Genomic DNA, 20844 nt, shown 5'->3' with positions numbered 1-20844 from the left:
AGCGTCACAGGTCGTCGTGGTGGGGCCAGGGGTCGCGGGTGCAGCCCTGCAGACCAAGCGTCTGCTGCAGCATTACCGGCGCCGGCTTCCCCGGCCCGGGGCAGGTGCGGTGACCGAAGCCGAGCAGGTGGCCGACCTCGTGGTTCACCATGTATTCGCGGTAGTCCACCAGGTCGTTCGGGTAGTAGGGCACCCCGCGCTGCCAGCGCAGGTAGTTCAAGACCGCGCGGCCATTGTTGGCGCAGCTGACCTCTCCGTTTGTCTGGGCAGGAGCACACAGTTTGTCGACCGTGTCGGGGCTGGCGAACGTGACAATGACATCGGGTTTCTGGCCGGCTTTGACCTGGGTCGCTGTGAGGCGGGCGAAATGCACCGGGAGTTGGGTCTGCCAGCCGCGCGGGTCGACCAGGGTTCGTTGGGCCGCTGCGGCCAACGACTTGCCGTCAGCTCCAATCCCGTTCTCGACTTCGACCGCGTAGGTGACCGTGCGGCCCTTGGACGCCACATCTGCGCCGGGAACGTCGAACGCGGTGAACGCCCCAGGACCGTGTTGCACAACGGGTACGACACGCGCTGTCGCTTGAGTGGTGGGACTGGCCGTGGCTTTCGCCGGTTGAGTGGTCGTGGTGGCGGAGGTGGTCGGCCCTGCCCCGGCCCCTGACGAACTCTCGGCGGCAGCGCTTCCCGTAACACCTGACCCACCACAGCGGGTGAGAACCAGCAGGAGCAAGACCACCACGAGCACGCCCGCCACGAGGACACTGCGGCGCCGGCGCCGAAACATTTCCTCGCGCGCGGTGCGACGAGTGGGGCTCAACTGCAAACCGGGATCATGCACGAGGATGAGCTTGGCGGAAGGAACGCCGCAAACGTTCGACCGACACGTGTGTGTAGACCTGAGTCGTGGCCGGGGTGGAGTGACCGAGCATCTCCTGGACCACGCGAAGGTCCGCTCCCCCTTCGAGCATGTGGGTGGCCGCGCTGTGTCGCAGCCCGTGCGGGCTGATCACAGATCCGAAGCTGGTGGAGGTCTGGGCACGGTCCAACGACCGGCGTACGGTGCGCGGGTCGAGTCGAGCCCCACGGGCACCAAGGAACAGCGCCGGCCCGGAGGTCGAGGTCACCAAGCGTGGCCGGCCGAGGACCAACCAGCGGTCGATCGCCGCCGCGGCCGGAACCCCGTAGGGAACGGTGCGCTCCTTGTTGCCCTTTCCGAGCACTCGCACCACACGACGTTCGGCGTCGCAGTCGTCGACGTCGAGTCCGACCAACTCACCGACCCGCAGCCCGCTGGAATACAGCAGCTCGAGCACCGCGAGGTCACGCAGGTGGACCGGCTGCCCATCGTCGGCTCCGACCTCGGCGACATGCATCAGTTCGGCGGCTTCACCCTGGCGCAGAACCCCCGGCAGTGACCGCGAACGCTTCGGGGTGGCCAGCCGCAACGCCGGGTCAGCACTCAGCAACCCGACTCGGGTGGCCCACCGGAAGAAGGTACGAACGCTGGTCGCCCGTCGCGCCAGCGTCGACTTCGCCCCTCCCGCCTCGGCCAAGACGCCCAACCAGGAACGCAAATCGGCAAGCCGAACCTGGGACCAGTCGCCGATCTCGTTCTCTTCGAGGTGCCTTCGCAGCGAGTTCAGGTCTCCGAGATAAGCCCTGACGGTGTGGTCGGAGCGGTTGCGTTCAGCGCGCAGGTGTCGCTCGAATTGAGACAACCACTGCTCGAAGTCCTGGGCCACATCCGCCAGATTAGGCGGCTGCGGCAATGATCATCGGGAGCAACGCCGGGCGCTCGGCGCGCCCACCGCCCGCCGCGCTCACCGCGCTCACCGCGCTCGGCGCACTCACCGTCGCTCACCGACCTCGCCGCGCTCACCGTCGTCCAGGATCCCGTCCACGCTCACCGCCGACTACGACCTCGCTCACACCCTCCGCCACAAACCACCCCCGCCCTGCTCCACCAACCCCAGCGCGGCCAGTTCGCCCAACGCTCCGAAGACCTCTCCGGGGGTGAGCCCGGCGACCCGCACCAAGGTGTCGACCGACACCTCCCGAACCGCCGGGAAAGCGTCCCGGGTTCGGCGTGCCTCCTCGGAGGCAAGGTCTAGTGGGAGTTCGGGCGCTCGTAGCGGCATCAGCAGTTGCTGCCCCATCGGCGCCACCAACTCCAGCACCTCGGCGGCATCGGTCACCAGCGTGGCTCCCTTGCGGATCAGCTCGTTGGTGCCGGCCGAAGTTACGGACATGACCGACCCCGGAACGGCAGCCACCGGGCGCGCAAGATCACCGGCGTGACGGGCGGTGTTCAGGGATCCCGATCGCAGACCCGCCTCGACCACGACGGTGCCGGCCGTCATCGCGGCGATCAGCCGATTTCTCGACAGGAACCGCTGCTTCATGGCGGTCATCGCCGGCGCGAGCTCCGAAACCACGACGCCGTCGACTCGGATCCGATCCAGCAAGTCCCGATGGCCAGACGGATAAGCGCGATCAACCCCGCAGGCCAACACGGCCACGGTCGGTCGGCCAGCGGCGAGCGCCCCTTCGTGGGCCGCGGCGTCGATCCCGTAGGCCGCGCCTGACACGACGGTCCAACCAGCCTGGGTCAGGTCATGGCCGAGTTCGCGGGCGACCGTAGTGCCGTAGGCGGTCGACGCCCGCGACCCCACGACCGCGACACTGCGACCCATCAGGCCGTCGAGGCGACCGGCGCCACGGACCCACAAGCACCACGGTGGTGCGTCGAGGTCGGCGAATCCGGCGGGCCACTCGGCGTCGCCCGGAATCACCACCCGTATGCGATGGGCGCGGATCAAGCGGCCCATGACGTCTGTGTCGAGCGCGGCCACCCGGGCACGACACCGTTCAAAGCGCACGTCGCCTGGGTCGGTCACCCTTCGCCACGCCTCCGTGGCATCGAGCCCGGCCAGCAGTGGCGTGACGGCCCGGTCAAGCGGTTCGATCACGCTGCTGAGCAGCAGCCTGGCCAACCGATCGGGCATGTCCTTGGCTCGCAGGTCGAGCTCCGTTGAGGTCGCGGTCATGCTGCGGCCTGCCCGGCGCGCAAGGCGAATGCCTGCAGCACGTGGGTGGGTGACGGACGCTGCGCGCCCGCCAAGTCGCCCAGCGTCCACGCAAGACGCAGGCAGCGGTCGTAGCCGCGCAGCGTCAGGACCCCGCGGCGCAGTTGTTCATCCAACGGCGCCGTGGTGGCGGGCGGCAGGAGCCACGGCCCGCGACGCAACGCAGCGCCTGGGGCTCGTCCGTTCGTGGCCCAGGGCTGACCCCGCCAACGCCGTCGCTGTTGCTCCCGCGCCGCGTTGACCCGCTGGGCGATAGTGGCGGTCGGTTCCCCCGGGGCCGCCCCCGAGGCGCGAGTGACGGCGCGCAGCCGCAATTGCACGTCGATTCGGTCCATCAACGGACCGGAGAGGCGGGCGCGGTAGTTGCGCAACACCAACGGCGAGCATCGGCAACTCTTGGTCAGCGCCAGGCCGCAAGGGCACGGGTTTGCGGCGAGCACCAACAGGAAACGGGCGGGAAAATGGGCCGAGCCGGATGCCCGGTTGATGGTGACCGTTCCCGATTCCAACGGTTGGCGCAGGGCATCCATCACGTCGCGTCGGGCTTCGGCGCATTCGTCGACGAACAGCACCCCCGCGTTGGCCTGCGAGACGGCTCCCGGCCGGACTCGGCCGCTGCCGCCGCCGACCATCGCCGCCAGACTCACGCCGTGATGCGGCGCAACGAACGGTGGGGTGCGGATCAGCTCGCCGTCACGGAGCAACCCCAGCACCGAGTGGATCGCCGTGGTCTGCAACGCCTCTGCCTCGACCAACGGAGGCAGCAGCCCGACCATCCGCTCGGCCAGCATGGTCTTGCCCGCCCCCGGCGGGCCGACCATTGACACGTGGTGGAATCCGGCCGCCGCCACCTCGAGCGCGAACCGCGCTTCCGGCTGCCCGATCACATCGGCCATGTCGGGGGTGCGGCCCGCGGTCAGGTCTGCGGCGGGCAGGGGTGGTGGCGCGGGAGGTTCGCGTCGTGATTTCAGGCAGCGATAACGCCCGACGACCTCGGCGAGGGTTTGGACGGGAACGACCTCGATCCCGCTGATCAGCATCGCTTCCCGGGCGTTGCCCACCGGCACTAAGAGGGTGTGGAAGCCGGCCTCGCGGGCCGCAAGCGCCGCCGGGAGCATCCCCCGGATCGGGCGAACCGATCCGTCGAGTCCGAGCTCGCCCAGATGAACCACATCACGCACCAGCGCGGCCTCGATCGTGTGGTTCGTCACCAAGGCGGCGACGGCGATTGCGAGGTCATAGCCCGAACCTTGTTTGGTCAGGTCGGCCGGTGACAGGTTGACGGTGACCCGGACCTTCGGCAGTTCCAGGTCGGTGTTGGCGGCCGCTGCCTTGATTCGGTCGGGCGCCTGCTTGCAGGCGGAATCGGGCAGGCCGACGACCTGCCAGATCGGGGTTCCGGATCCGGTGTCGGCCTCGACGGTCACCACCCGACCGGTGATGCCGTAGACCGCAACGCAGCGGGTCACGCCCAGCGTCACGGCGTGACCTCCCGCAGGTGTTCGACGTCGTCGACGTGTCCCTCGGCGATGACAACGCCGACCAGATCGACCCGAATTACCTGCAATCGGGTGTGCTGCGCGGCGGCCCAAGCAGCACCAAGTCGATAGAGCCGGCGCAGCTTTGCGGGCTTGACCGCCTCGACCGGGCGACCGAAGAACGCCGTGGCGCGGGTCTTCACCTCCACGAACACGATCTGTTCGGATGCGGCGTCGTAGGCCACCACATCCAGTTCTCCGATCGGGCAACGCCAGTTGCGATCTAGCACCCGCCAGCCGAGCGACTCCAGGTAGTCAACCGCCACCTGTTCGCCCTGCTCACCCAGCGTCACGCGAGCCGTCTGTTGCGTCGACTTCTGGGTTGCCTCTTGCGGCGTCCTTTGCGTCATGGACCTCACCTCCACCGCAACCATCCGGCGTAGGTCGACTCCCCCAACAGCGCGCGACCGGCTTCCTGGGGAGGACCGGTCGCGCGTTGGAGGGCTGTGGAGAACTACTCGGGCATCTCCAGCTCGGTGGCCGGGAGCTCCTCGACGTTGACGTCCTTGAACGTCAACACACGGACGTTCTTGACGAATCGCGCCTGCCGGTAGACGTCCCAAACCCAAGCGTCATGCATGCGTACGTCGAAGAAGACTTCGGCGCCTTCACCGCGCACCAGCACGTCGACCTCGTTGCAGAGGTAAAACCGCCGTTCCGTCTCCACCACGTGGCTGAACAGGCTCACGACATCGCGATACTCGCGATAGAGCTGGAGCTCCTGTTCGGTCTCATAACGTTCCAGGTCTTCGGCGCTCATGCGCCCTCCTTCACAGTCGTTACCGACAGATGGGCATCATCAGCGGAGGCCGGCAGGTTGTCCACGACGAATCGTCGCCATGACCGGCGGTGCAGCTCACACGCGCCGTGCTCGTCGATCGCCTGCAGATGATCGGGCGCGGAATAGCCCTTGTTGCCGGCCCAGTTGTAGTGAGGAAAGCGCTCGTGGAATTCCACCAGCATCCCGTCGCGCTCCACCTTCGCCAACACACTCGCAGCTGCCACCGACGAACATTTCAGGTCGGCCTTGATCATCGTGTGGACCGGCGGAACGAGCGGGCGATCCTCGACCAGGGCGAACAGCCCCACCTGTTCTGGGTTGGTCAACCAGTCATGGTTGCCATCGAGAATCACCAGGTCCGGTGTCACGGTCAGTTGGGCGAGCGCCCGCTGCCCGGCCAAGCGCAACGCGGCGATGATCCCGATCTGGTCGATCTCGTCGGCCGAGGCGTGGCCAACAGCGTGATCCAGCGCCCACCGGCGGACCAGGGGCACCATCGCCTCCCGCATCGCGGGGGTAAGCAGCTTGCTGTCTTTGGTGCCGACCGGAGCGCTGCGGGTCGACTCGTCAATCACGACGACGCCGACGGAAACCGGGCCGGCGAGCGCGCCGCGGCCGACCTCGTCCATCCCGGCCAACACCCGGTAGCCGTCACGTTGCAGCGACCGCTCGACGCGCAGACTGGGCCGTTTGCTTGCCATCACTTCACCTTCGAGAAGACCTCAGGGTGTGAATCGACGCTCTGGACCCGACCGACTGGCCAGGCGATGGCGACGACCTCACCAGTGATGTCCTTCTCCGGCACAGAACCGGGAACTCCGGTGCCGTCGTCGTGGCCACGAGAGTCGTACGAGTTGTCACGATTGTCACCCATCACCCACACCTTGCCCTGCGGCACGGTGATCGTGAAGGGGGTTCCGCAAGGGTGCGACCCAGCCTTGAGGTAGGCGGTCTCCTCCAGCGTGGTGCCGTTGACTTGAAGCTTGTCGTTGACACAGGCGACCTTGTCGCCAGGCAGGCCGATCAACCGCTTGACGACATGTTGGCCACCGCCGGGCAGGACGCCGACGAAGGTCAGCGCGTCCTTCAGACCGCGCACCAACGCGTTGCTGTTCTCCGGTCCGGGCGGGCCCCAAGTCGTCGGCTGGACGAAGACGATGACGTCGCCGCGGTGTAGCGGCGCGTGCTGCGGCGTGAACTTGGAGACCACGATCCGGTCACCGACATCGAGGGTGTTTTCCATCGATTCCGACGGGATGTAGAACGGCTGCGCGAGGAAGGTCTTCACCATGAAGGAGATCAACAGGGCGATCGCGGCGATGACCACGAACTCCTGCAAAGCATTCCCGCGGCGCTTCTTGCCGTGGACCTCAGCGCGGGTGGGCACCTCGCCCGGTGCGTATCCCTCGTCAGGGGATGCCGCATCCGTGTCGCGGGGTTCCTGGGCGTCATCGGTCATGCGTTAGGCACCTTGTCGAAAGTTGTGGAGTAGTTAGACAGCCAACCCATTCTGTCCATCGGCCAGGCGATTGCAACCGCCCGCCCCGTGATGCTGGACATGGGCACGGATCCGTCTGCTCCCCCGGAGTCGTTGTCATGGAATCTGCTGTCGCCGGAATCGCTGCGATGGTCGCCCATCACCCACACCTTGCCGTCAGGCACCCGGATGTTGAAGGCACCGTCACAGGGCTGGTCTCCGGGATAAAGGTAAGGCTCATCGATGGCGATGTCGTTGATCGTCAACTTGCTGCCTGGGTGGCAGGTCACGTGGTCGCCGGGAAGCCCGATGACTCGTTTGATCAGGTGGTTGTCGCCCTCGGGGTAGAGACCGACGAACTGCAACGGCCGAACCACGATGCTGCTCAGGGTCGAGCGCTTCACGTTCGGCTCCTCCAGCCAGTGGCCGGTGTCCTCGAAGACCACAACGTCGCCGCGATGCAGCGCCAACGGACCCGGGGTCAGCTTGCCGACGATGACTCGGTCACCGCGCACCAAGGTGTTCTCCATGGATCCGGATGGGATCCAGAACGGTTGAGCCAGAAAGGTCTTGATCAAAATCGACAGCACCAGTGCGACGGCGACAACGATGCCCAGTTCGCGCAGCAGCGATCCCTTGCGCTTGCGCGGCTGCGGCAGCTTGCCGACCTGCTTGCTTCGGGTGCGCCCGACGATCGCGTCGAGCTGCGCGCGCGACATCGATGAGGTGCGATTTTCGTCCGGAGGTTCCGGCAGGCGTACGGGCTCCTGCTTGCGGGCGGCCCGCCGGGCGTCGCGCACGCGCTGAAGCGAGATGGCGCGGGTGTGCTCGTCCTGGCTCACGGCTCCACCTTCCCCATATCGCTGGGCGGCCAATACCGCCAGCCGACCGTACCGATGATGTCCGATGCCTTGACCGTTCCGCCGCCTGGGTCACCGAGGTGATTGCGCGAGTCATCGGAGGCTGCCCGGTTATCGCCCATCACGAAATAATGGCCCGCGGGCACCGTGGCCACGAACGGCTGGTCCGACGCCTTGGTTCCCGCGGCGAGGTAGGGCTCGGTCGCCACGACACCGTTGATCCGCAGCACCCCGCCGTGATCGACCGTGACACGGTCGCCTGGGAGTCCGATGATCCGCTTGACGTAGACCGTCTCGCTGCGAATGCCGAGGAAGTCACCGACGGACCGCAACGGTCCGCTGCCACCACCGGGAATCACGAACGCGTCGTTCGCGACGAAGACGACGACAGCGCCACGCTTCAACTGAGTGTGTTTGAGCACCGCGATGTGATCACCCGGACGCAGCACCGGTTCCATCGAAGCGCTGGGGACCGTGTAGGTCTCCAGCACCATCGGGCGTACGACAACGACCAGGAACGCGACCACGGCCAGGGCGATGATCCACCGGCGCGTACGGCGATTGCGCGGAGCCGCCGAAACGGGGCCGGTCGCGGCTGGCCCCACCTTCGCAGATGACGAAGGCGGCGCCGTGTCATCAGACACAGCGCCGCCCTCGGGGATCACGAACGTCAGGCCTTGGTGGCCGGCGTGTCGCGACGCTCCTTGATCTTGGCGGCCTTGCCGCGCAGGTCGCGCAGGTAGTAAAGCTTGGCGCGACGGACGTCACCGCGGCTAACGATCTCGATGTGATCGACGACCGGGGTGTGCAGCGGGAAGGTGCGCTCGACACCAACGCCGAAGCTCATCTTGCGCACGGTGAAGGTCTCACCGATGCCGCCACCGTGGCGACGGATGACAACGCCCTGGAAGACCTGGACGCGCGAGCGGGTGCCTTCAATGACCTTGACGTGGACCTTGACGGTGTCACCGGCGCGGAACTCCGGAACGTCGGACCTCAGGCTCTGGGCGTCGAGTTCTGCGAACTTGTTCATGCGAACTTCTTCCTGGTGGCGCCACAGGTCGCCACGATCGATCGGGATCGGGTGCTTCTGCCGGTATGAGCCACATGACCGCTGGTCACTCCCCCTGTGGCGGGGGCGGGCAGACGCAATAGGCAAGTTTGCCAGACCAGCGGCGGTTGGCGAAATCCTGAGCGGTCAGCGGCGCTTGGTCAGGTCGACGGTCCCGGGATGCGCACCCTCGCCCGGGCGCACCCGATACCCCGCCTTGCGATAAATCCGCAGGTTCCGCTCGCTCCGCGCGCCGGTGTTCAGCCAGAGGGTGCGCACGTCGCTCGGCGCCTGCCCTTCGGCGAAAGCCAGCAGTTCACGACCCAGCCCACGCCCTTGCAGATAGGGCGCGACCATCAGCCGGCCGATCTGCCACGTGGTCTGGTCAGCGGGATCCCGCCGCGAACGTACGGAGGCCACGAGCCGGTTCTGCGACCGGAACACCCACGTGATCCACCCGTCGAGATCGGCGACGATCTGCTCGAGCGTCTCCTGCCCCGCGCCGAACATCCCGTAGCGCGCAATCTCCGGAGCCCAGCAGGCGCGGGTCAGCACCTGCAGGTCGGCCGCGTCGGCAGCTTCGGCGAGCCGGCCGTCGAGTTGCGCGAGACCTTCGGTGGCGACAGCGGCGGGCAACAGGTCGGGCCGACGAGCGGCGGTGCGGTCGAGCCGCTGCTGGTGGCGCCAGGCCGCGATCCGGCCGTGGTCACCGGACAACAGCACCTCGGGCACCGCCATGCCGTTCCAATCGGCGGGCTTGGTGTAGACGGGGTATTCCAGCAGCCCGTCCTCATGGGATTCCTCGACCAGCGACTGGGCGTTGCCGATGACTCCGGGCAGCAGTCGAGCGATCGCCTCGACCATGGCCAACACCGCGACCTCGCCGCCATTAAGGACGTAATCGCCGAGCGACAGGATGCGGACGTCGTAGTCCCGCCGCGCGTGCTCATAAACCCGCTCGTCGATGCCCTCATAACGTCCACAGGCGAACACCAGGCGCTCGCAGTCGGCCAGTTCGCGCGCGATCGCTTGGCTGAACCGTTGACCGCCCGGGCCGGGGATGATCAGGGTCGGCCGCGAATCTCCTTCGGCGGCAAGGGAATCCAACGCTTCGGCCCATGGCTGGGCTTTCATCACCATTCCGGCGCCACCGCCGTACGGTGTGTCGTCGACGGTGCGGTGGCGGTCGTGAGCCCAGTCGCGCAGGTCGTGGACCCGCAGGTCGAGCAATCCGTCCCGGCGCGCCTTGCCGATCAGCGAGAGATCGAGCGGGGCGAGGTAGTCGGGAAAGATCGAGACGACGTCCAGCCGCACGTCACTCCCCCAGTTCGAGCAGGCCGGGCGGCGGATCGGCAACGACCTTGCCTGCTTCCAGGTCGACCTCCGGCACGATCTCGGCCACGAAAGGCAAATAGGCCGTACGCCCGTCGGGCAGTTCGATCTCCAGCAGATCCTGGGCGGGCCGCGAGTGCAGCGCGGCGACTGTGCCGAGCGGCGCACCGTCGAGGTCAACCACGGCCAGGCCAACGAGGTCGTCCTCATAAAAGCCGTCGTCGTCCTCGTCGTCCGGGGCCGCGAACAGGCGGGTGCCGCGCAGGCCCTCAGCGCCCGTACGGTCGTCGGCCTCGACGAACGACAAGAGCTGAACACCGTTGTGCAGCCTGGCAGTTCGAATCGTCAACGGTCCCCGGTCGGGCTCGGTGGCGAACTGCGCGCCCTCCACAAAACGCTCCTGCGGGTTGTCCGTGTGCGTCTGCACGGTCACCTCACCGCGCAGTCCGTGGGGTTTGCCAATGCGGGCCACCAAGACGTCGTCCATGGCCGACATTGTCCACTGCGCAGGCATCGTTCGACGACTTGGTGTCGCCCGCCCGCGGCCGCCGCAGTTTCGATGGCCATTCAACGACTTTTCGCAGCCTTCCAACGGCATCCGGCTGGCTAGTCTCAAACTCATGTCAGCTGAGCCGACGTTCTCCCCCACGGCCACAAAAGCACTACGCAAAGCCGACCAGCGGCTCCGCGCTGCGGGTCGCGGCCACCACGACCAGCGTTACGCCGCTTGCCGATTGGCCATGAGCCGCTTGAGCGAGCTCAACCAGTTCTACGTCGCGCTCTACCGCGACGAATCGACGGTCGTCTTCCCGTATTCGGTGATGAACGACCAGTTCTGCGCACCGGAGGTCCAACACTTCGGCGCGCGCGGTTTGTGCGCCTGGATGCGGGCCTCGCGCCACACCTACCGCTGGCACGATGACAACGGCGCTTTGATCCTGCGCGGCCAGGACTCCGGGGCCGAGCAGCAACTGCGCGACGGGGTGGTCGTGCCCTTGATGGACCCTGGCGCCGAAGACCCGATCGGCTTCATGGCCTTCCTCAGCGCGGAAGCCGGCGCCTTCGACGACGAGTCGGTGCGCTGCGCCGAGTGGCTGGCGCGCGCACTCGTGGTGAGCGTTCGCCGGGATCAAGAGGACGCGGTCGACCTCGACATCTACCACCTTTATCCGGAGCTCGACAGTTCGGCCGTACGCAGCGAGGAGGACTTGGTCCACCTCGTTGCCGACCGTCTCAGCCACCTCGGGGCCGCCCTGGACGACGTCCTGCGCGCCACCCACAGCGGCGACCTCGGCGCTGCCCGGGCAGCAGCCCGTAATGCGCAATCGGTCTGTGAACGAGCGCAGGTCGAGGCGGCAGAACTACTCGTCCGCCAGAATCCGCCAGCGCCCGACCCGCTGCAGGAACTCACCGAACGTGAACGCGAGATCGCCCTGCTGATCAGTCAGGAGAACCTGCCGAACGCGGCCATCGCACAACGGCTGTTCATCTCGGAGAAGACGGTGAAGGGTCACGTCGGCAATGTCCTGCGCAAGCTCGGGGTGAGTCAGCGGTCGGCGATTGCGTGGATCATCGCGCAGGACCCGGACGAGTCCCGGTCCCTCGGGGACTCGAAGACGGGCCTTGGTCCCGTAGTCGTGACCGCCGGCTGATTTCTACCGTCACCGGATGAGCAATCATTCGGATAACCCAGTCCCGCCGAACCCCGATGACGACGTCGGGAACTGTTGTGGCCGCACACCCTCGGACCTCACGATGTTCCTCAGCCGCGACCTGGCTCGGCTACGAACGGCGCTGTGGGACGTCTCCGATTCGACCGCAGGCACCCCGCTGAGCGTTGACCTGGCGGTGGCGCGGGCGCGCCAAATGGGCGACCAAGCACAAGCTGCCAGCAGCGAACTGGCGGCCGCGCTGACGGCGCGCAAATCGCGCGATCGCTAACCGAAGCACCCTCGTACGGGGTGGACCACCTGCCGGTGGTCCACCCCGTTTTCGATGTCTGGACGAGCGTCAAGGGGTGGTCCCGGGAGAGTCTCGGGTCGGTCCCCGATGAAGTCGGGCCTTGGTCCCGTATCGGCGACTACCGGTTCATTTCTAACTTTCAGGGGTCGGAACAACGCACCTCCCACCACCGAAAAAAGGACTTGATCATGAAGACCATCGCCCGCCGCTCGGCTTCCCTCATCACCGCTCTCACCCTCTCGGCCGGCATCGCCGTTGGCAGCGCAGACCTCGCGTCCGCAACGCCCACCCCGGTCAGCAACCTGCACTCCACCAGCTGCCCCGCCTGGATCCAGTCCGGTCAGACCAGCGGCTGCGTGACCCGGTTGCAGCAGTTGCTCAACACCAAGGAGAACGCCGGCCTGGCGGTCGACGGCATCTTCGGCGCCGCCACCGTCAACGCGGTCAAGAAGTGGCAGTCCGCCCACGGCCTGGTGGCGGACGGCATCGTCGGTGCCGCGACCAAGAACTCGATCGACCCGGTCCCGACCACTTCGCGGAACCAGGCAATTGTCAACGCCGCCAACTCGGCGCTGGCCGGCACCAAATACCTCTACACCTGGGGCGGCGGCCACGGCGCGACCGCGGGGGTCGCCACCCGCGGAAAGCAGAACGCGGCTGGGACGGTCTATGGCTACGGCTTCGACTGCTCTGGTTTCGCCCGACTGGTCTACGGCCGAGCGTTCGGCTACGACAAGCTCGGCTCCGGCACCTCGGCTAACCAGTCGACCAAGGGCGTCATCACGACCTCGCCGCAGCCAGGCGACCTCGTCTTCTTCAGCCGGGCGTACAAGAGCGCTGGCTGGACCTCGGTGAAGAACAACGTCGGCCACGTCGCGGTCTACCTCGGTGGCGGCATGGTCGCGCAGGAGTCCAACTACGGCCACGTGCAGAACAAGGCCTCGGTCGCCTCGGCTGGATCCACCTACGTCACGACGTTCTACGAGCACTTCAGCGGCTGATCGCGAACCTCCTCTCAAACCCGGTGGGTCCGCGACCGCGGACCCACCGGGCACTCCGTCCCTCCGCACCGAAAGGCACGCCCATGACCACGTTCACCCGCCGCAGCGCCGGCCTGCTGACTGCCCTGACGTTGACCGCCGGCATCGGCGTCGCAACCGCAGACGCCACCCCGGCCCCACTCTCCCTGCAATCGACGGCCTGCCAGGGGTGGATCCAGCAGGGCCGCATCGATGGGTGCGTCACCCGCCTCCAACAACTGCTGAACAACCGTCAATACCAACCGATCGCGGCCGACGGGGTATTCGGTTCCGGGACTGCCAGCGCGGTCAAGAAGTTCCAGCGCGACCAGGGTCTGGTGGCCGACGGCATCGTCGGCGCTGCGACCAAAGCCCGACTCGACCCGGTTGGTCCGGGCCATGCGGCCGCGGTCGTCACCGCCACGAATCAACTGATGAGCGGAACGAAATACCCGTACGTCTGGGGCGGCGGCCATGGCGCAAAGGTCGGCGCGACGTACGGCGAATCGAACGCCGCCGGAACGACGTACGCGACGGGCTTGGATTGCTCGGGATTTGTTCGCTGGGCCTACGCCAAGGCGTTCGGCTATGACCGGCTCGGTTCGATGGGCGCGCAGAACCAGGCCTTCCTCGGGACCAAGACGACCAACCCGCAGCCGGGCGACTTGGTGCTATACGCGGCGCGCACCAGCCCGACCAGCTACCACCACATCGCGATCTACCTCGGTGGTGGAACCACCTCAGGACGGATCGCTCAGGAACGCACCTTCGGCAGTACGCAGGTCTACGGCAACCTCAGCACGACGCCCGCCCAAGACCTTTACGTCTTCGTTCACATCCCGGGCTGACAATCGGCTCCGGTCGGCATCACCAGCGACAGCGCGGCGACCACGCAAGCCGCCACCAACGGCAGCAGCATCGCGGTCTGGACCCCGGCCCGATGGACCAACAGGCCCATCGCGCCGGGTCCGATCAATGAGGTGGCATAGCCGAAGGTCACCACCAGCGAGAGCCCGCGCCCGCCGCCGAGCATCCCGGCCAGACCGTAGATCTGCGGCGCCACCAGAGCCATGCCGGCGCCGACCAGCGCCCAGCCGAGCAGCAACAGCCCGAGCGGTTGCACCGTGACCGCGAGTAAATAGCCCAGCACTGCCGTCGCGGCCCCGCAGCGCACGACCATCCGGCGCCCCACTCGCTCGACGAGGTGGTCGCCGCACATTCGGACCACAACCATGCAGATCGAGACGACCGCGAGACCCCAGGCCGCCTGGCTCGAGGAGATCTTCGCGACGTCGCGGACGTGGACCGACGACCAGTCGAAGGCGGTGCCCTCCGCTAATCCGAATCCGATCGCCATCGCTGCCAGGACATACGCCGCCCGCGGCACCGCACGTCGTACGCCGTCGGCATCGTGATGGCTGACCGGCGAGGTGTCGGCCGACCAATGCGCCACCAGCGGAACACAGACCGCGTTCAACACCGCGGCAATAACGAGCACCGCCACCGCAACGGTCGTTCCCGAGGCAATGGCCCCGACGCCGATCACCAGCGCGGCACCGGTGAACGACCCCACCGACCAACACGCGTGGAACCGGCTCATCGAGGAGTGACCCCTGGCCCCTTCGACGCCCACCGCCAAGACGTTCATGGCGGTATCGGTCAGACCGTTTCCGAGCCCGTAGACCAGAATTACCGCGACCGCGATGGGCAGTGTCGGCGCGGCCGCGAGCGCCAACAGCCCTACCGCCGCGGCCGCCATGCCCAGCAGTGTCGGCCGTAGCGCGCCCACCCGATCTGCCACTCGCCCGGCGATGTTGATGCCCAGGATCGCCGCGCAGCCGGCGGCGAACAGGAACAGCCCCAGGCCGCGCGAATCGGTGCCCCAGCGGGTTGCGAACAGGGGCATCAGCGCCCCGATCGAACCGACCGCGACCCCGTTGCACCAGAAGGCTGCAACGACGCAGGCGCGCGCCGGAAATGAGGCTAAACGCAGGGTCCGCGAGGCGTCTTTCGAGAGCATCTCGAGAGTGTCCCGCAGAGTGCCAGCACGGTCGAATCGGTACTCCCTGTGAGACTCCCGGCTTTTACCAGAGAGCAGTTCCGTGCACAATAGATAATTCTGTCGTCTATGGATCGCCCGGGACAGCGCGCGTTCCACGAGGAGAATCCCAGTGCCAGTTCTGGAGGCCCGACACCTGTTCAAGGTGTTCGGAAGCCGGTCGAAGGAAGCAGTCAAGAGGCTCCGAGCCGGTGACGATCCCGCCGTGGTGAGTCGCGAACTCGATGTCACCGCCGCGGTAATCGATGCCGGATTTAGTGTTGAACAAGGCGAAATTTTCGTGGTCATGGGGCTGTCCGGCTCCGGGAAGTCGACCCTGATCCGGATGCTCAACGGTCTGCACTCGACCAGCTCCGGCGAGGTTCTGGTGCATGGCAAGGACATCGCCCGGATGAACCCGGCCGATCTGCGCGCCGTGCGCCGCGATCACATTTCGATGGTGTTCCAACACTTCGCGCTGCTGCCGCACCGCACCGTGCTGGAGAACGCCGAGTACGCCCTGAAGATCAAGGGCGTCGATCCCGCCGAACGCTCGAAGCGAGCCCGCGAAGCGCTGGCCATGGTCGACCTGGAAGGTCAGGAGGACCGGTTGCCGGCGCAGCTGTCCGGCGGTATGCAGCAGCGCGTCGGCTTGGCTCGGGCGCTCGCCGCGGACACCGACATCCTGTTGATGGATGAGGCTTTCAGCGCGCTCGACCCGCTGATCCGTCGCGACATGCAGGATCAGCTGCTCACCTTGCAGAGCAAGCTCGGCAAAACGATCATCTTCATCACCCACGACCTCAACGAGGCCATGCGCCTGGGTGACCGCATCGCGATGATGCGTCACGGCAAAATCGTGCAGATCGGCACCGCCGAGCAAATCCTCACCGACCCCGCCAACGACTACGTCGCGCAGTTCGTTGCCGATGTGGACCGCGCGCGGGTGTTCAACGCCGACGCCATCATGGAGAAGCCGGTCGCCACGATCGGCGAGGGCTCCGGCGCCCGAGCCGCCCACCGTACGCTGCGCGAAAACCAGGTGCCCGGGCTCTTCGTCGTTTCCCGGGACCGCAAGCTGGTCGGTTACGTTCTCGACGACGATGTCGCCGGTCTCAAGGATCAGCCGATGCGCGACGTCATGCACCCCATCGAGTTGGCCGTGCCCCGTCACACGCCGGCCGCCGAGCTGTTCACCCCGTCCGCCGAAAACCGGCTGCCGCTGCCGGTGGTTGATGACGACGGCCGCTTGGTCGGCGTCATCCCGCGCGTCACCCTGCTGTCCAAGCTCGGCGCCGGCACCACCGCGCACACCAATTCCGAGGAGGACATCGCGTGAGCGCGATCCATTCTGAAACTCTCAGTCCGCGCATCCACGTGGGTTCTTGGGCCGATTCGGCCGTCTCGTGGCTTACCGACCACGGCAGCTGGTTCTTCACCGGTCTCGCCGATGCGGTCACCTGGGTCGTCGGCAACATCGATGACGGCCTCCGCAATATCCCGATCGTGCTGCTGGTGATCCTCTTCGCGCTGATCGCTTGGTGGGCCCGTGGCTGGCGCGCGGCCATCGGGTCGGTGATCGGGTTCGTCCTGATCGACGCCCTCGGTGCCTTCCCGCACACCCTCGACACACTCGCCCAGATCCTGGTTGCCAGCGTTCTTGGTGTCCTGATCTCGGTCCCGCTCGGCATCCTCGCCGCGCGATCAGACCGGACCTCCCGCGTCGTACGCCCGGTGATGGACTTCATGCAGACACTGCCGGCGTACGTCTATCTGCTGCCGTTCCTGTTCTTGATGGGCCTCGGTGTGCCGAGCGCTGTGCTGGCCACGATCATCTTCGCGATGCCGCCCGGTGTTCGGCTTGCCGAACTGGGCATCCGACAGGTCGACAGCGAAATCTTGGAAGCCGGACAGTCCTTCGGGGCGACCAAGTGGGAGGTGCTGCGCGGCATCCAGTTGCCGCTGGCCCTCACCACGATCATGGCCGGCGTGAACCAGGTGATCATGTTGGCGCTGTCCATGGTTGTCATCGGTGGCATCGTCGGGGCGCCTGGGTTGGGCTCCGATGTGATGTCGGCGCTGTCCCAGTTGCAGGTCGGCCCCGGTGTCGAAGCCGGACTTGCCGTCGTGATCCTGGCGATCTACCTCGACCGCGTCACCGACGCGCTCGCCAAGCCGCAGCTGGGTCTGCGGTCTGAACTTGCCACCTTCAAGCAGCAGCGCGCCCAACGTGACGTCGCTGTGGCTGAGGTTGCGTGACACGCATGGGAGCAACTGTGAACCGTAGGACCTTCGCTCTGCTGATGGCCGCCGGATTGGGTGGCACAGCCCTGTCCGGCTGCGCCACGGCCAACGACGAGGAGAAGCGTGGCGGTGGTGAAGCCGGCGGGATCGAGGCCAGTTCCGGCAAGGCGATCACCATCGGCTACATCGACTGGGATGAGGACGTCGCCGTCACCCACCTGTGGAAAAAGGTGCTGGAGAACAAGGGCTTCAAGGTGACCATGCAACATGTCACCGACGCCGGCCCCGTCTTCGTCGGGCTCGACAAGGGTCAAGTGGACCTTTACCTCGATGCCTGGCTGCCGCTGACCCACAAGGTCTACTGGGACAAGTACGGCAAGGACCTCACCGACCTCGGTGTTTGGTATTCGAACGCGAAGCTGACTGTCGCTGTCCCGACCTACATGGACATCGATTCGATCGATCAGATCGCCTCGGTCAAGGGGAAGGTCGCCGACAAGATCGTCGGTATTGAGCCTGGCGCCGGCCTGACGAAGGCCGCCAAGAAGGCACTGCAGGACTACTCCCTGTCGGGAGTGACGCTGCAGACGTCGTCGACACCGGCCATGCTGGCTGCGCTGAAGAAGGCGACCGATGCCAAGCAGCCGATCGTCGTGACGCTCTGGCGCCCGCACTGGGCCTACGCGAAGTTCCCGATCAAGGACCTCAAGGACCCGAAGAACTCGATGGGCGACGCGGAGAAGATCCACGCCGTCGGTCGCAAGGACTTCGCCAAGGACTTCCCGGAGATCGCGTCGATGCTGAAGAAATTCACGCTGACCGACCCGCTGCTGTCCGACCTGGAAAAGGTCGTGTTGCAGGACAACGCGAAGAACCCGGCGGCCGGCGTCGAGGCCTGGTTGAAGAAGCACCCGGAGTTTGAGAAGTCGCTCGGCTGAGTAGAGCTCCGATAGAAGAAGGGCCCCGACCGTGTGGTCGGGGCCCTTCTTTTACGGAACTAGCTGACGGAACTCAGCGGGCGCGGTCGGTGTCGACGATGTCGACCCGAATGTTCTGGCCCGCAGCGAGTGCCTGCACGACCGTACGCAGCGCCGAAGCGGTGCGGCCGGACCGGCCGATCACGCGACCGAGGTCGTCGGGGTGGACGCGCACCTCGAGGAGATCGCCGCGGCGAATCTCCTTGTGGCGTACGACCACCTCGTCGTCGTGCTCGACGATCCCCTTGACGAGGTGTTCGAGCGCTTCCTCGAGCACCGGATCAGGCCTCGGACTTGGCGCCCGGGGCCACGAAGCCAGCGGCCTCGGCGGCCTCGGCGGTCTTGAACCAGACCTCGGCGACAGTCGCGTCGTACCACTGCGAGTCAGTGGTGTGGTACTTCATCGAGTCCTTGTTGCCCTTGACCGTGAAGACGGCGGCGTCAGGCGAGCTGCCATCTTCGAGCGGGGCAGCGGAGTCGGCACCAAAGCCACCGTCAACCAGCTTCGCAGCTTCGGCCGGAGCCTCAGCCTTGTCAGCAGCGGGAGCCTCGGTCTTTTCCGCGGCGGCCGGAGCTTCAGCCTTCTCGGTCTTCTTCTTGGCCGTGGTGGCCGAACCCTTGCCCGACTTCTCGGCGCCATCCTGAGCGGCCTTGAGGGCAGCCTCGTAGAGCGACTTCTTGTCCGGCTTCACAGCGGCAACCTTGAGGGTGCCTTCGGCGCCCGGCTGACCCTTGAACTTCTGCCAGTCACCGGTGACCTTCAGCAGCGCTGCGACCTGCTCGGTCGGCTGCGCGCCGACGCCGAGCCAGTACTGCGCACGCTCGGAGTCGATCTGGATGAGGCTGGGCTCTTCCTTGGGCTGGTAAACGCCGATCTCTTCGATCGCGCGACCGTCCCGCTTGGTGCGGGAGTCCATGACGACGACGCGGTACTGCGCATTGCGGATCGAACCGAGTCGCTTCAAACGAATCTTGACTGCCACGAGAGTGGTGTCTCCTGTTTCTGTTGTCAGAGCTCGGCAAGACCGGGGTAGGTCACTCCGGGGGGCCGTGGCTCGGGGTAGGCGCTGCTTTCCGGCACGTTAGGGCGCCGCAAAGCAAACGGGTACGCCGTCCATCATGCCAGAGCATCGCCACCCCGACCGAATCGTCACCGCTCCGGCCGGACGACCTGCCCCAGGAACAGCGGCGCGTTCGTGGTCGTGTCATGAATGACGAAGAAGAACGCCCGGTCGACGACGAAGGATGTGGGCGCTTCGCTGGCACCGGTTGCCGCGACGGCGACGGCGGTGGCAGCCGCCGCTTCGGTGCCGTGCTGGTCGACCTTCACCACCGCCTGGTGCTGCACGAAAGCGACACACAACTCCCCCGGCGCGCCGCACATCCCGCTCAGATCGGCGGTATGCGGGTCGAATGCCGCCCGTAACCCGAGCCCGCGCAGCGCGTCCGCCAAACCCGCAGAGGTGTCGACCGAGAAGGCGGGCATCGACAGATCCACCGGCTGGGCGGACCCTGCGCGCGTCGCCTGCGCGAGCACCCCCGGCAGCTGCCGGCGGGTGGCGGCGAAGGCACCGGCGTCGGGGAGCACGATCGTCATCGCCAGCTGGCCGCCGCGGTAGGGGATCTGCACCGCCTTCCACCCGAGCCCACTGGCGAGCCGGTAGTGGCCTGTCGCGTCCATCATCGGGGTCGTCACCGAGGAGCCATCGGCGGTGGTGAAGCTGGTCGCACCGAACGGGTCGGAGAACTCGTCCTGCCACTTCGCCTTCAAATAGAGCGCGTTGATCAGCACCAGTCGTGTCGAGGAGTCGATCGTTCCCCGCCCGAGCAACTCCGGGATCAATCGGCGGGTCTTCTGGCTGACCCATCCGTTGATCGTTGACCGCGCGCCCTCCGCGTCACGGTCGAAGGCGACTGGCATAGAGGCAGCCGCAAAGCCGGCCGCCAACTGCTTGATGAATTCCGGACGCAGTGTCAGATCTTCTTGCACTGCAACGGTATTGGCCGGGTTGATGGTCATGGCCTTGTCGCTGCCGCGGCCAGCGGCGACCGCGGCAGCGACGGCCTGGTCGATCGCGGTCACAAACCCCGCGGACTGGGTGGCATCCCCACCCAACAGCTGACCGAACTCAGTAGCCGTCGTTCCGCGGGCACCGGCGGCGGTCATCGCCAGAGCCGAGTAGACCGAGTAGGGACTGATTGCCGCGTTGTCGGTGGCGCGGTAGGCGTCGGAAACGAGCAGCGACGCACCGAAGGTGGTCAATCGGGATCCGGCAGCCTCGTCCGGTCCCGCCGCCATCCGCGCCGCGTCAACTCGCATCGGTTCAGGGTGACGAGTGGTCCCCTTACCGGCTCCCGGCTTTCCGCAGCCAGCGAGCATTCCGCCCAGCATCGCCAGCCCTCCGGCTCGCAGCATCGTTCGCCGCCCCATTTCGACCATCGCGTTGCCTCCCTGCGTCGCTGCTGACGAAAGAAGGAC

24 protein-coding genes are annotated in these 20844 nt (G+C 66.6%); 7 read left to right on the top strand and 17 right to left on the bottom strand.

From position 1 onward, the window contains the following. Positions 1 to 4: 4 nt before the first annotated feature. The 13 genes from ACYU98_RS01935 to rimM form a co-directional block, all read right to left on the bottom strand. Positions 5 to 556 (bottom strand): DUF3152 domain-containing protein, encoded by a 552-nt coding sequence (locus tag ACYU98_RS01935; RefSeq protein ID WP_460466492.1) that lies wholly within the window; start codon positions 554 to 556, stop codon positions 5 to 7. A gap of 274 nt (positions 557 to 830) precedes the next feature. Continuing rightward, positions 831 to 1742: a tyrosine recombinase XerC gene (locus ACYU98_RS01930; RefSeq protein WP_460466491.1), complete on the bottom strand. Its 912-nt coding sequence runs from the start codon at positions 1740 to 1742 to the stop codon at positions 831 to 833. 183 nt (positions 1743 to 1925) lie between these two features. Then, positions 1926 to 3047, bottom strand: coding sequence for a DNA-processing protein DprA (gene dprA, locus ACYU98_RS01925; RefSeq protein WP_460466490.1), 1122 nt, complete (start codon positions 3045 to 3047; stop codon positions 1926 to 1928). Further along, complete coding sequence (locus ACYU98_RS01920) at positions 3044 to 4567, bottom strand: YifB family Mg chelatase-like AAA ATPase (RefSeq protein WP_460466489.1); 1524 nt, start codon at positions 4565 to 4567, stop codon at positions 3044 to 3046. The genes dprA and ACYU98_RS01920 overlap by 4 nt, the downstream gene beginning before the upstream one ends. Further along, positions 4564 to 4974, bottom strand: coding sequence for a YraN family protein (locus ACYU98_RS01915; protein WP_460466488.1), 411 nt, complete (start codon positions 4972 to 4974; stop codon positions 4564 to 4566). The genes ACYU98_RS01920 and ACYU98_RS01915 overlap by 4 nt, the downstream gene beginning before the upstream one ends. 104 nt (positions 4975 to 5078) lie before the next feature. Next, the gene (locus tag ACYU98_RS01910) at positions 5079 to 5384 is read right to left on the bottom strand and encodes a DUF2469 domain-containing protein (RefSeq protein ID WP_460466487.1); all 306 of its coding nucleotides are present in this window, start codon (positions 5382 to 5384) and stop codon (positions 5079 to 5081) included. Continuing rightward, positions 5381 to 6106, bottom strand: a complete 726-nt coding sequence (locus tag ACYU98_RS01905) for a ribonuclease HII (RefSeq protein ID WP_460466486.1) — start codon at positions 6104 to 6106, stop codon at positions 5381 to 5383. Before ACYU98_RS01905 ends, ACYU98_RS01910 begins: the two co-directional genes overlap by 4 nt. Next, on the bottom strand, positions 6106 to 6864 hold the full coding sequence (lepB, locus tag ACYU98_RS01900) for a signal peptidase I (RefSeq protein WP_460466485.1): 759 nt from the start codon (positions 6862 to 6864) through the stop codon (positions 6106 to 6108). Before lepB (ACYU98_RS01900) ends, ACYU98_RS01905 begins: the two co-directional genes overlap by 1 nt. Beyond that, positions 6861 to 7724 carry a signal peptidase I gene (lepB, locus tag ACYU98_RS01895; RefSeq protein WP_460466484.1) on the bottom strand — a complete coding sequence of 288 codons (864 nt, stop codon included), beginning with the start codon at positions 7722 to 7724 and terminating at the stop codon, positions 6861 to 6863. Before lepB (ACYU98_RS01895) ends, lepB (ACYU98_RS01900) begins: the two co-directional genes overlap by 4 nt. Next, complete coding sequence (gene lepB, locus ACYU98_RS01890) at positions 7721 to 8386, bottom strand: signal peptidase I (protein WP_460466483.1); 666 nt, start codon at positions 8384 to 8386, stop codon at positions 7721 to 7723. Before lepB (ACYU98_RS01890) ends, lepB (ACYU98_RS01895) begins: the two co-directional genes overlap by 4 nt. Positions 8387 to 8412: 26 nt before the next feature. Next, positions 8413 to 8775: a 50S ribosomal protein L19 gene (gene rplS / locus ACYU98_RS01885; protein ID WP_460466482.1), complete on the bottom strand. Its 363-nt coding sequence runs from the start codon at positions 8773 to 8775 to the stop codon at positions 8413 to 8415. A gap of 165 nt (positions 8776 to 8940) precedes the next feature. Continuing rightward, positions 8941 to 10107, bottom strand: a complete 1167-nt coding sequence (trmD, locus tag ACYU98_RS01880; protein WP_460466481.1) for a tRNA (guanosine(37)-N1)-methyltransferase TrmD — start codon at positions 10105 to 10107, stop codon at positions 8941 to 8943. A gap of 1 nt (position 10108) precedes the next feature. After that, positions 10109 to 10612: a ribosome maturation factor RimM gene (gene rimM / locus ACYU98_RS01875; RefSeq protein ID WP_460466480.1), complete on the bottom strand. Its 504-nt coding sequence runs from the start codon at positions 10610 to 10612 to the stop codon at positions 10109 to 10111. 133 nt (positions 10613 to 10745) lie between these two features. Here rimM and ACYU98_RS01870 point away from each other — a divergent pair, with 133 nt between their 5' ends. From ACYU98_RS01870 to ACYU98_RS01855, 4 genes are all read left to right on the top strand, one after another. Then, positions 10746 to 11777: a LuxR C-terminal-related transcriptional regulator gene (locus ACYU98_RS01870; protein WP_460466479.1), complete on the top strand. Its 1032-nt coding sequence runs from the start codon at positions 10746 to 10748 to the stop codon at positions 11775 to 11777. Positions 11778 to 11793: 16 nt separating this feature from the next. Further along, positions 11794 to 12066: a hypothetical protein gene (locus ACYU98_RS01865; RefSeq protein ID WP_460466478.1), complete on the top strand. Its 273-nt coding sequence runs from the start codon at positions 11794 to 11796 to the stop codon at positions 12064 to 12066. A 209-nt stretch (positions 12067 to 12275) separates the two neighbouring features. Next, positions 12276 to 13088: a C40 family peptidase gene (locus tag ACYU98_RS01860; protein ID WP_460466477.1), complete on the top strand. Its 813-nt coding sequence runs from the start codon at positions 12276 to 12278 to the stop codon at positions 13086 to 13088. Positions 13089 to 13171: 83 nt separating this feature from the next. Further along, positions 13172 to 13954, top strand: coding sequence for a C40 family peptidase (locus ACYU98_RS01855; RefSeq protein WP_460466476.1), 783 nt, complete (start codon positions 13172 to 13174; stop codon positions 13952 to 13954). Here ACYU98_RS01855 and ACYU98_RS01850 read toward each other — a convergent pair. Further along, positions 13939 to 15126: an MFS transporter gene (locus ACYU98_RS01850; RefSeq protein WP_460466475.1), complete on the bottom strand. Its 1188-nt coding sequence runs from the start codon at positions 15124 to 15126 to the stop codon at positions 13939 to 13941. The two genes, ACYU98_RS01855 and ACYU98_RS01850, sit on opposite strands and share 16 nt — an antisense overlap. Positions 15127 to 15277: 151 nt before the next feature. Between ACYU98_RS01850 and ACYU98_RS01845 the strand changes: the two genes are divergently transcribed. From ACYU98_RS01845 to ACYU98_RS01835, 3 genes are read left to right on the top strand one after another with little or no spacing between them, the layout of a single operon-like run. Continuing rightward, the gene (locus ACYU98_RS01845; protein WP_460466474.1) at positions 15278 to 16483 is read left to right on the top strand and encodes a quaternary amine ABC transporter ATP-binding protein; all 1206 of its coding nucleotides are present in this window, start codon (positions 15278 to 15280) and stop codon (positions 16481 to 16483) included. Continuing rightward, positions 16480 to 17403, top strand: coding sequence for an ABC transporter permease (locus tag ACYU98_RS01840; RefSeq protein ID WP_460466473.1), 924 nt, complete (start codon positions 16480 to 16482; stop codon positions 17401 to 17403). Before ACYU98_RS01845 ends, ACYU98_RS01840 begins: the two co-directional genes overlap by 4 nt. Before the next feature lie 17 nt (positions 17404 to 17420). Continuing rightward, positions 17421 to 18326, top strand: coding sequence for a glycine betaine ABC transporter substrate-binding protein (locus tag ACYU98_RS01835; RefSeq protein ID WP_460466472.1), 906 nt, complete (start codon positions 17421 to 17423; stop codon positions 18324 to 18326). 73 nt (positions 18327 to 18399) lie between these two features. Here the strand turns inward: ACYU98_RS01835 and ACYU98_RS01830 are convergent, their stop codons facing one another. The 3 genes from ACYU98_RS01830 to ACYU98_RS01820 all read right to left on the bottom strand — a co-directional run bounded on the left by ACYU98_RS01830 (position 18400) and on the right by ACYU98_RS01820 (position 20685). Beyond that, entirely contained in the window at positions 18400 to 18642 is a 243-nt protein-coding gene (locus ACYU98_RS01830) for an RNA-binding protein (RefSeq protein WP_460466471.1), read from the bottom strand. A 4-nt stretch (positions 18643 to 18646) separates the two neighbouring features. Beyond that, entirely contained in the window at positions 18647 to 19348 is a 702-nt protein-coding gene (gene rpsP, locus ACYU98_RS01825; RefSeq protein WP_460466470.1) for a 30S ribosomal protein S16, read from the bottom strand. Positions 19349 to 19515: 167 nt separating this feature from the next. Then, positions 19516 to 20685: a serpin family protein gene (locus ACYU98_RS01820; RefSeq protein WP_460466469.1), complete on the bottom strand. Its 1170-nt coding sequence runs from the start codon at positions 20683 to 20685 to the stop codon at positions 19516 to 19518. Between the last annotated feature and the right edge of the window lie 159 nt (positions 20686 to 20844).

Source organism: Calidifontibacter terrae, from assembly GCF_054778835.1.
This window is presented reverse-complemented; position numbering and strand designations above follow the sequence as displayed.

Coding starts and splice junctions, on each gene's coding strand:
- ACYU98_RS01915 (WP_460466488.1), bottom strand. CDS start 4,974: ATGACGCAAAGGACGCCGCAAGAGGCAACCCAGAAGTCGACGCAACAG.
- lepB (WP_460466485.1), bottom strand. CDS start 6,864: ATGACCGATGACGCCCAGGAACCCCGCGACACGGATGCGGCATCCCCT.
- rplS (WP_460466482.1), bottom strand. CDS start 8,775: ATGAACAAGTTCGCAGAACTCGACGCCCAGAGCCTGAGGTCCGACGTT.
- ACYU98_RS01870 (WP_460466479.1), top strand. CDS start 10,746: ATGTCAGCTGAGCCGACGTTCTCCCCCACGGCCACAAAAGCACTACGC.
- ACYU98_RS01865 (WP_460466478.1), top strand. CDS start 11,794: ATGAGCAATCATTCGGATAACCCAGTCCCGCCGAACCCCGATGACGAC.
- ACYU98_RS01855 (WP_460466476.1), top strand. CDS start 13,172: ATGACCACGTTCACCCGCCGCAGCGCCGGCCTGCTGACTGCCCTGACG.
- ACYU98_RS01905 (WP_460466486.1), bottom strand. CDS start 6,106: ATGGCAAGCAAACGGCCCAGTCTGCGCGTCGAGCGGTCGCTGCAACGT.
- ACYU98_RS01860 (WP_460466477.1), top strand. CDS start 12,276: ATGAAGACCATCGCCCGCCGCTCGGCTTCCCTCATCACCGCTCTCACC.
- ACYU98_RS01910 (WP_460466487.1), bottom strand. CDS start 5,384: ATGAGCGCCGAAGACCTGGAACGTTATGAGACCGAACAGGAGCTCCAG.
- rimM (WP_460466480.1), bottom strand. CDS start 10,612: ATGGACGACGTCTTGGTGGCCCGCATTGGCAAACCCCACGGACTGCGC.
- dprA (WP_460466490.1), bottom strand. CDS start 3,047: ATGACCGCGACCTCAACGGAGCTCGACCTGCGAGCCAAGGACATGCCC.
- ACYU98_RS01850 (WP_460466475.1), bottom strand. CDS start 15,126: ATGCTCTCGAAAGACGCCTCGCGGACCCTGCGTTTAGCCTCATTTCCG.
- ACYU98_RS01820 (WP_460466469.1), bottom strand. CDS start 20,685: ATGCGAGTTGACGCGGCGCGGATGGCGGCGGGACCGGACGAGGCTGCC.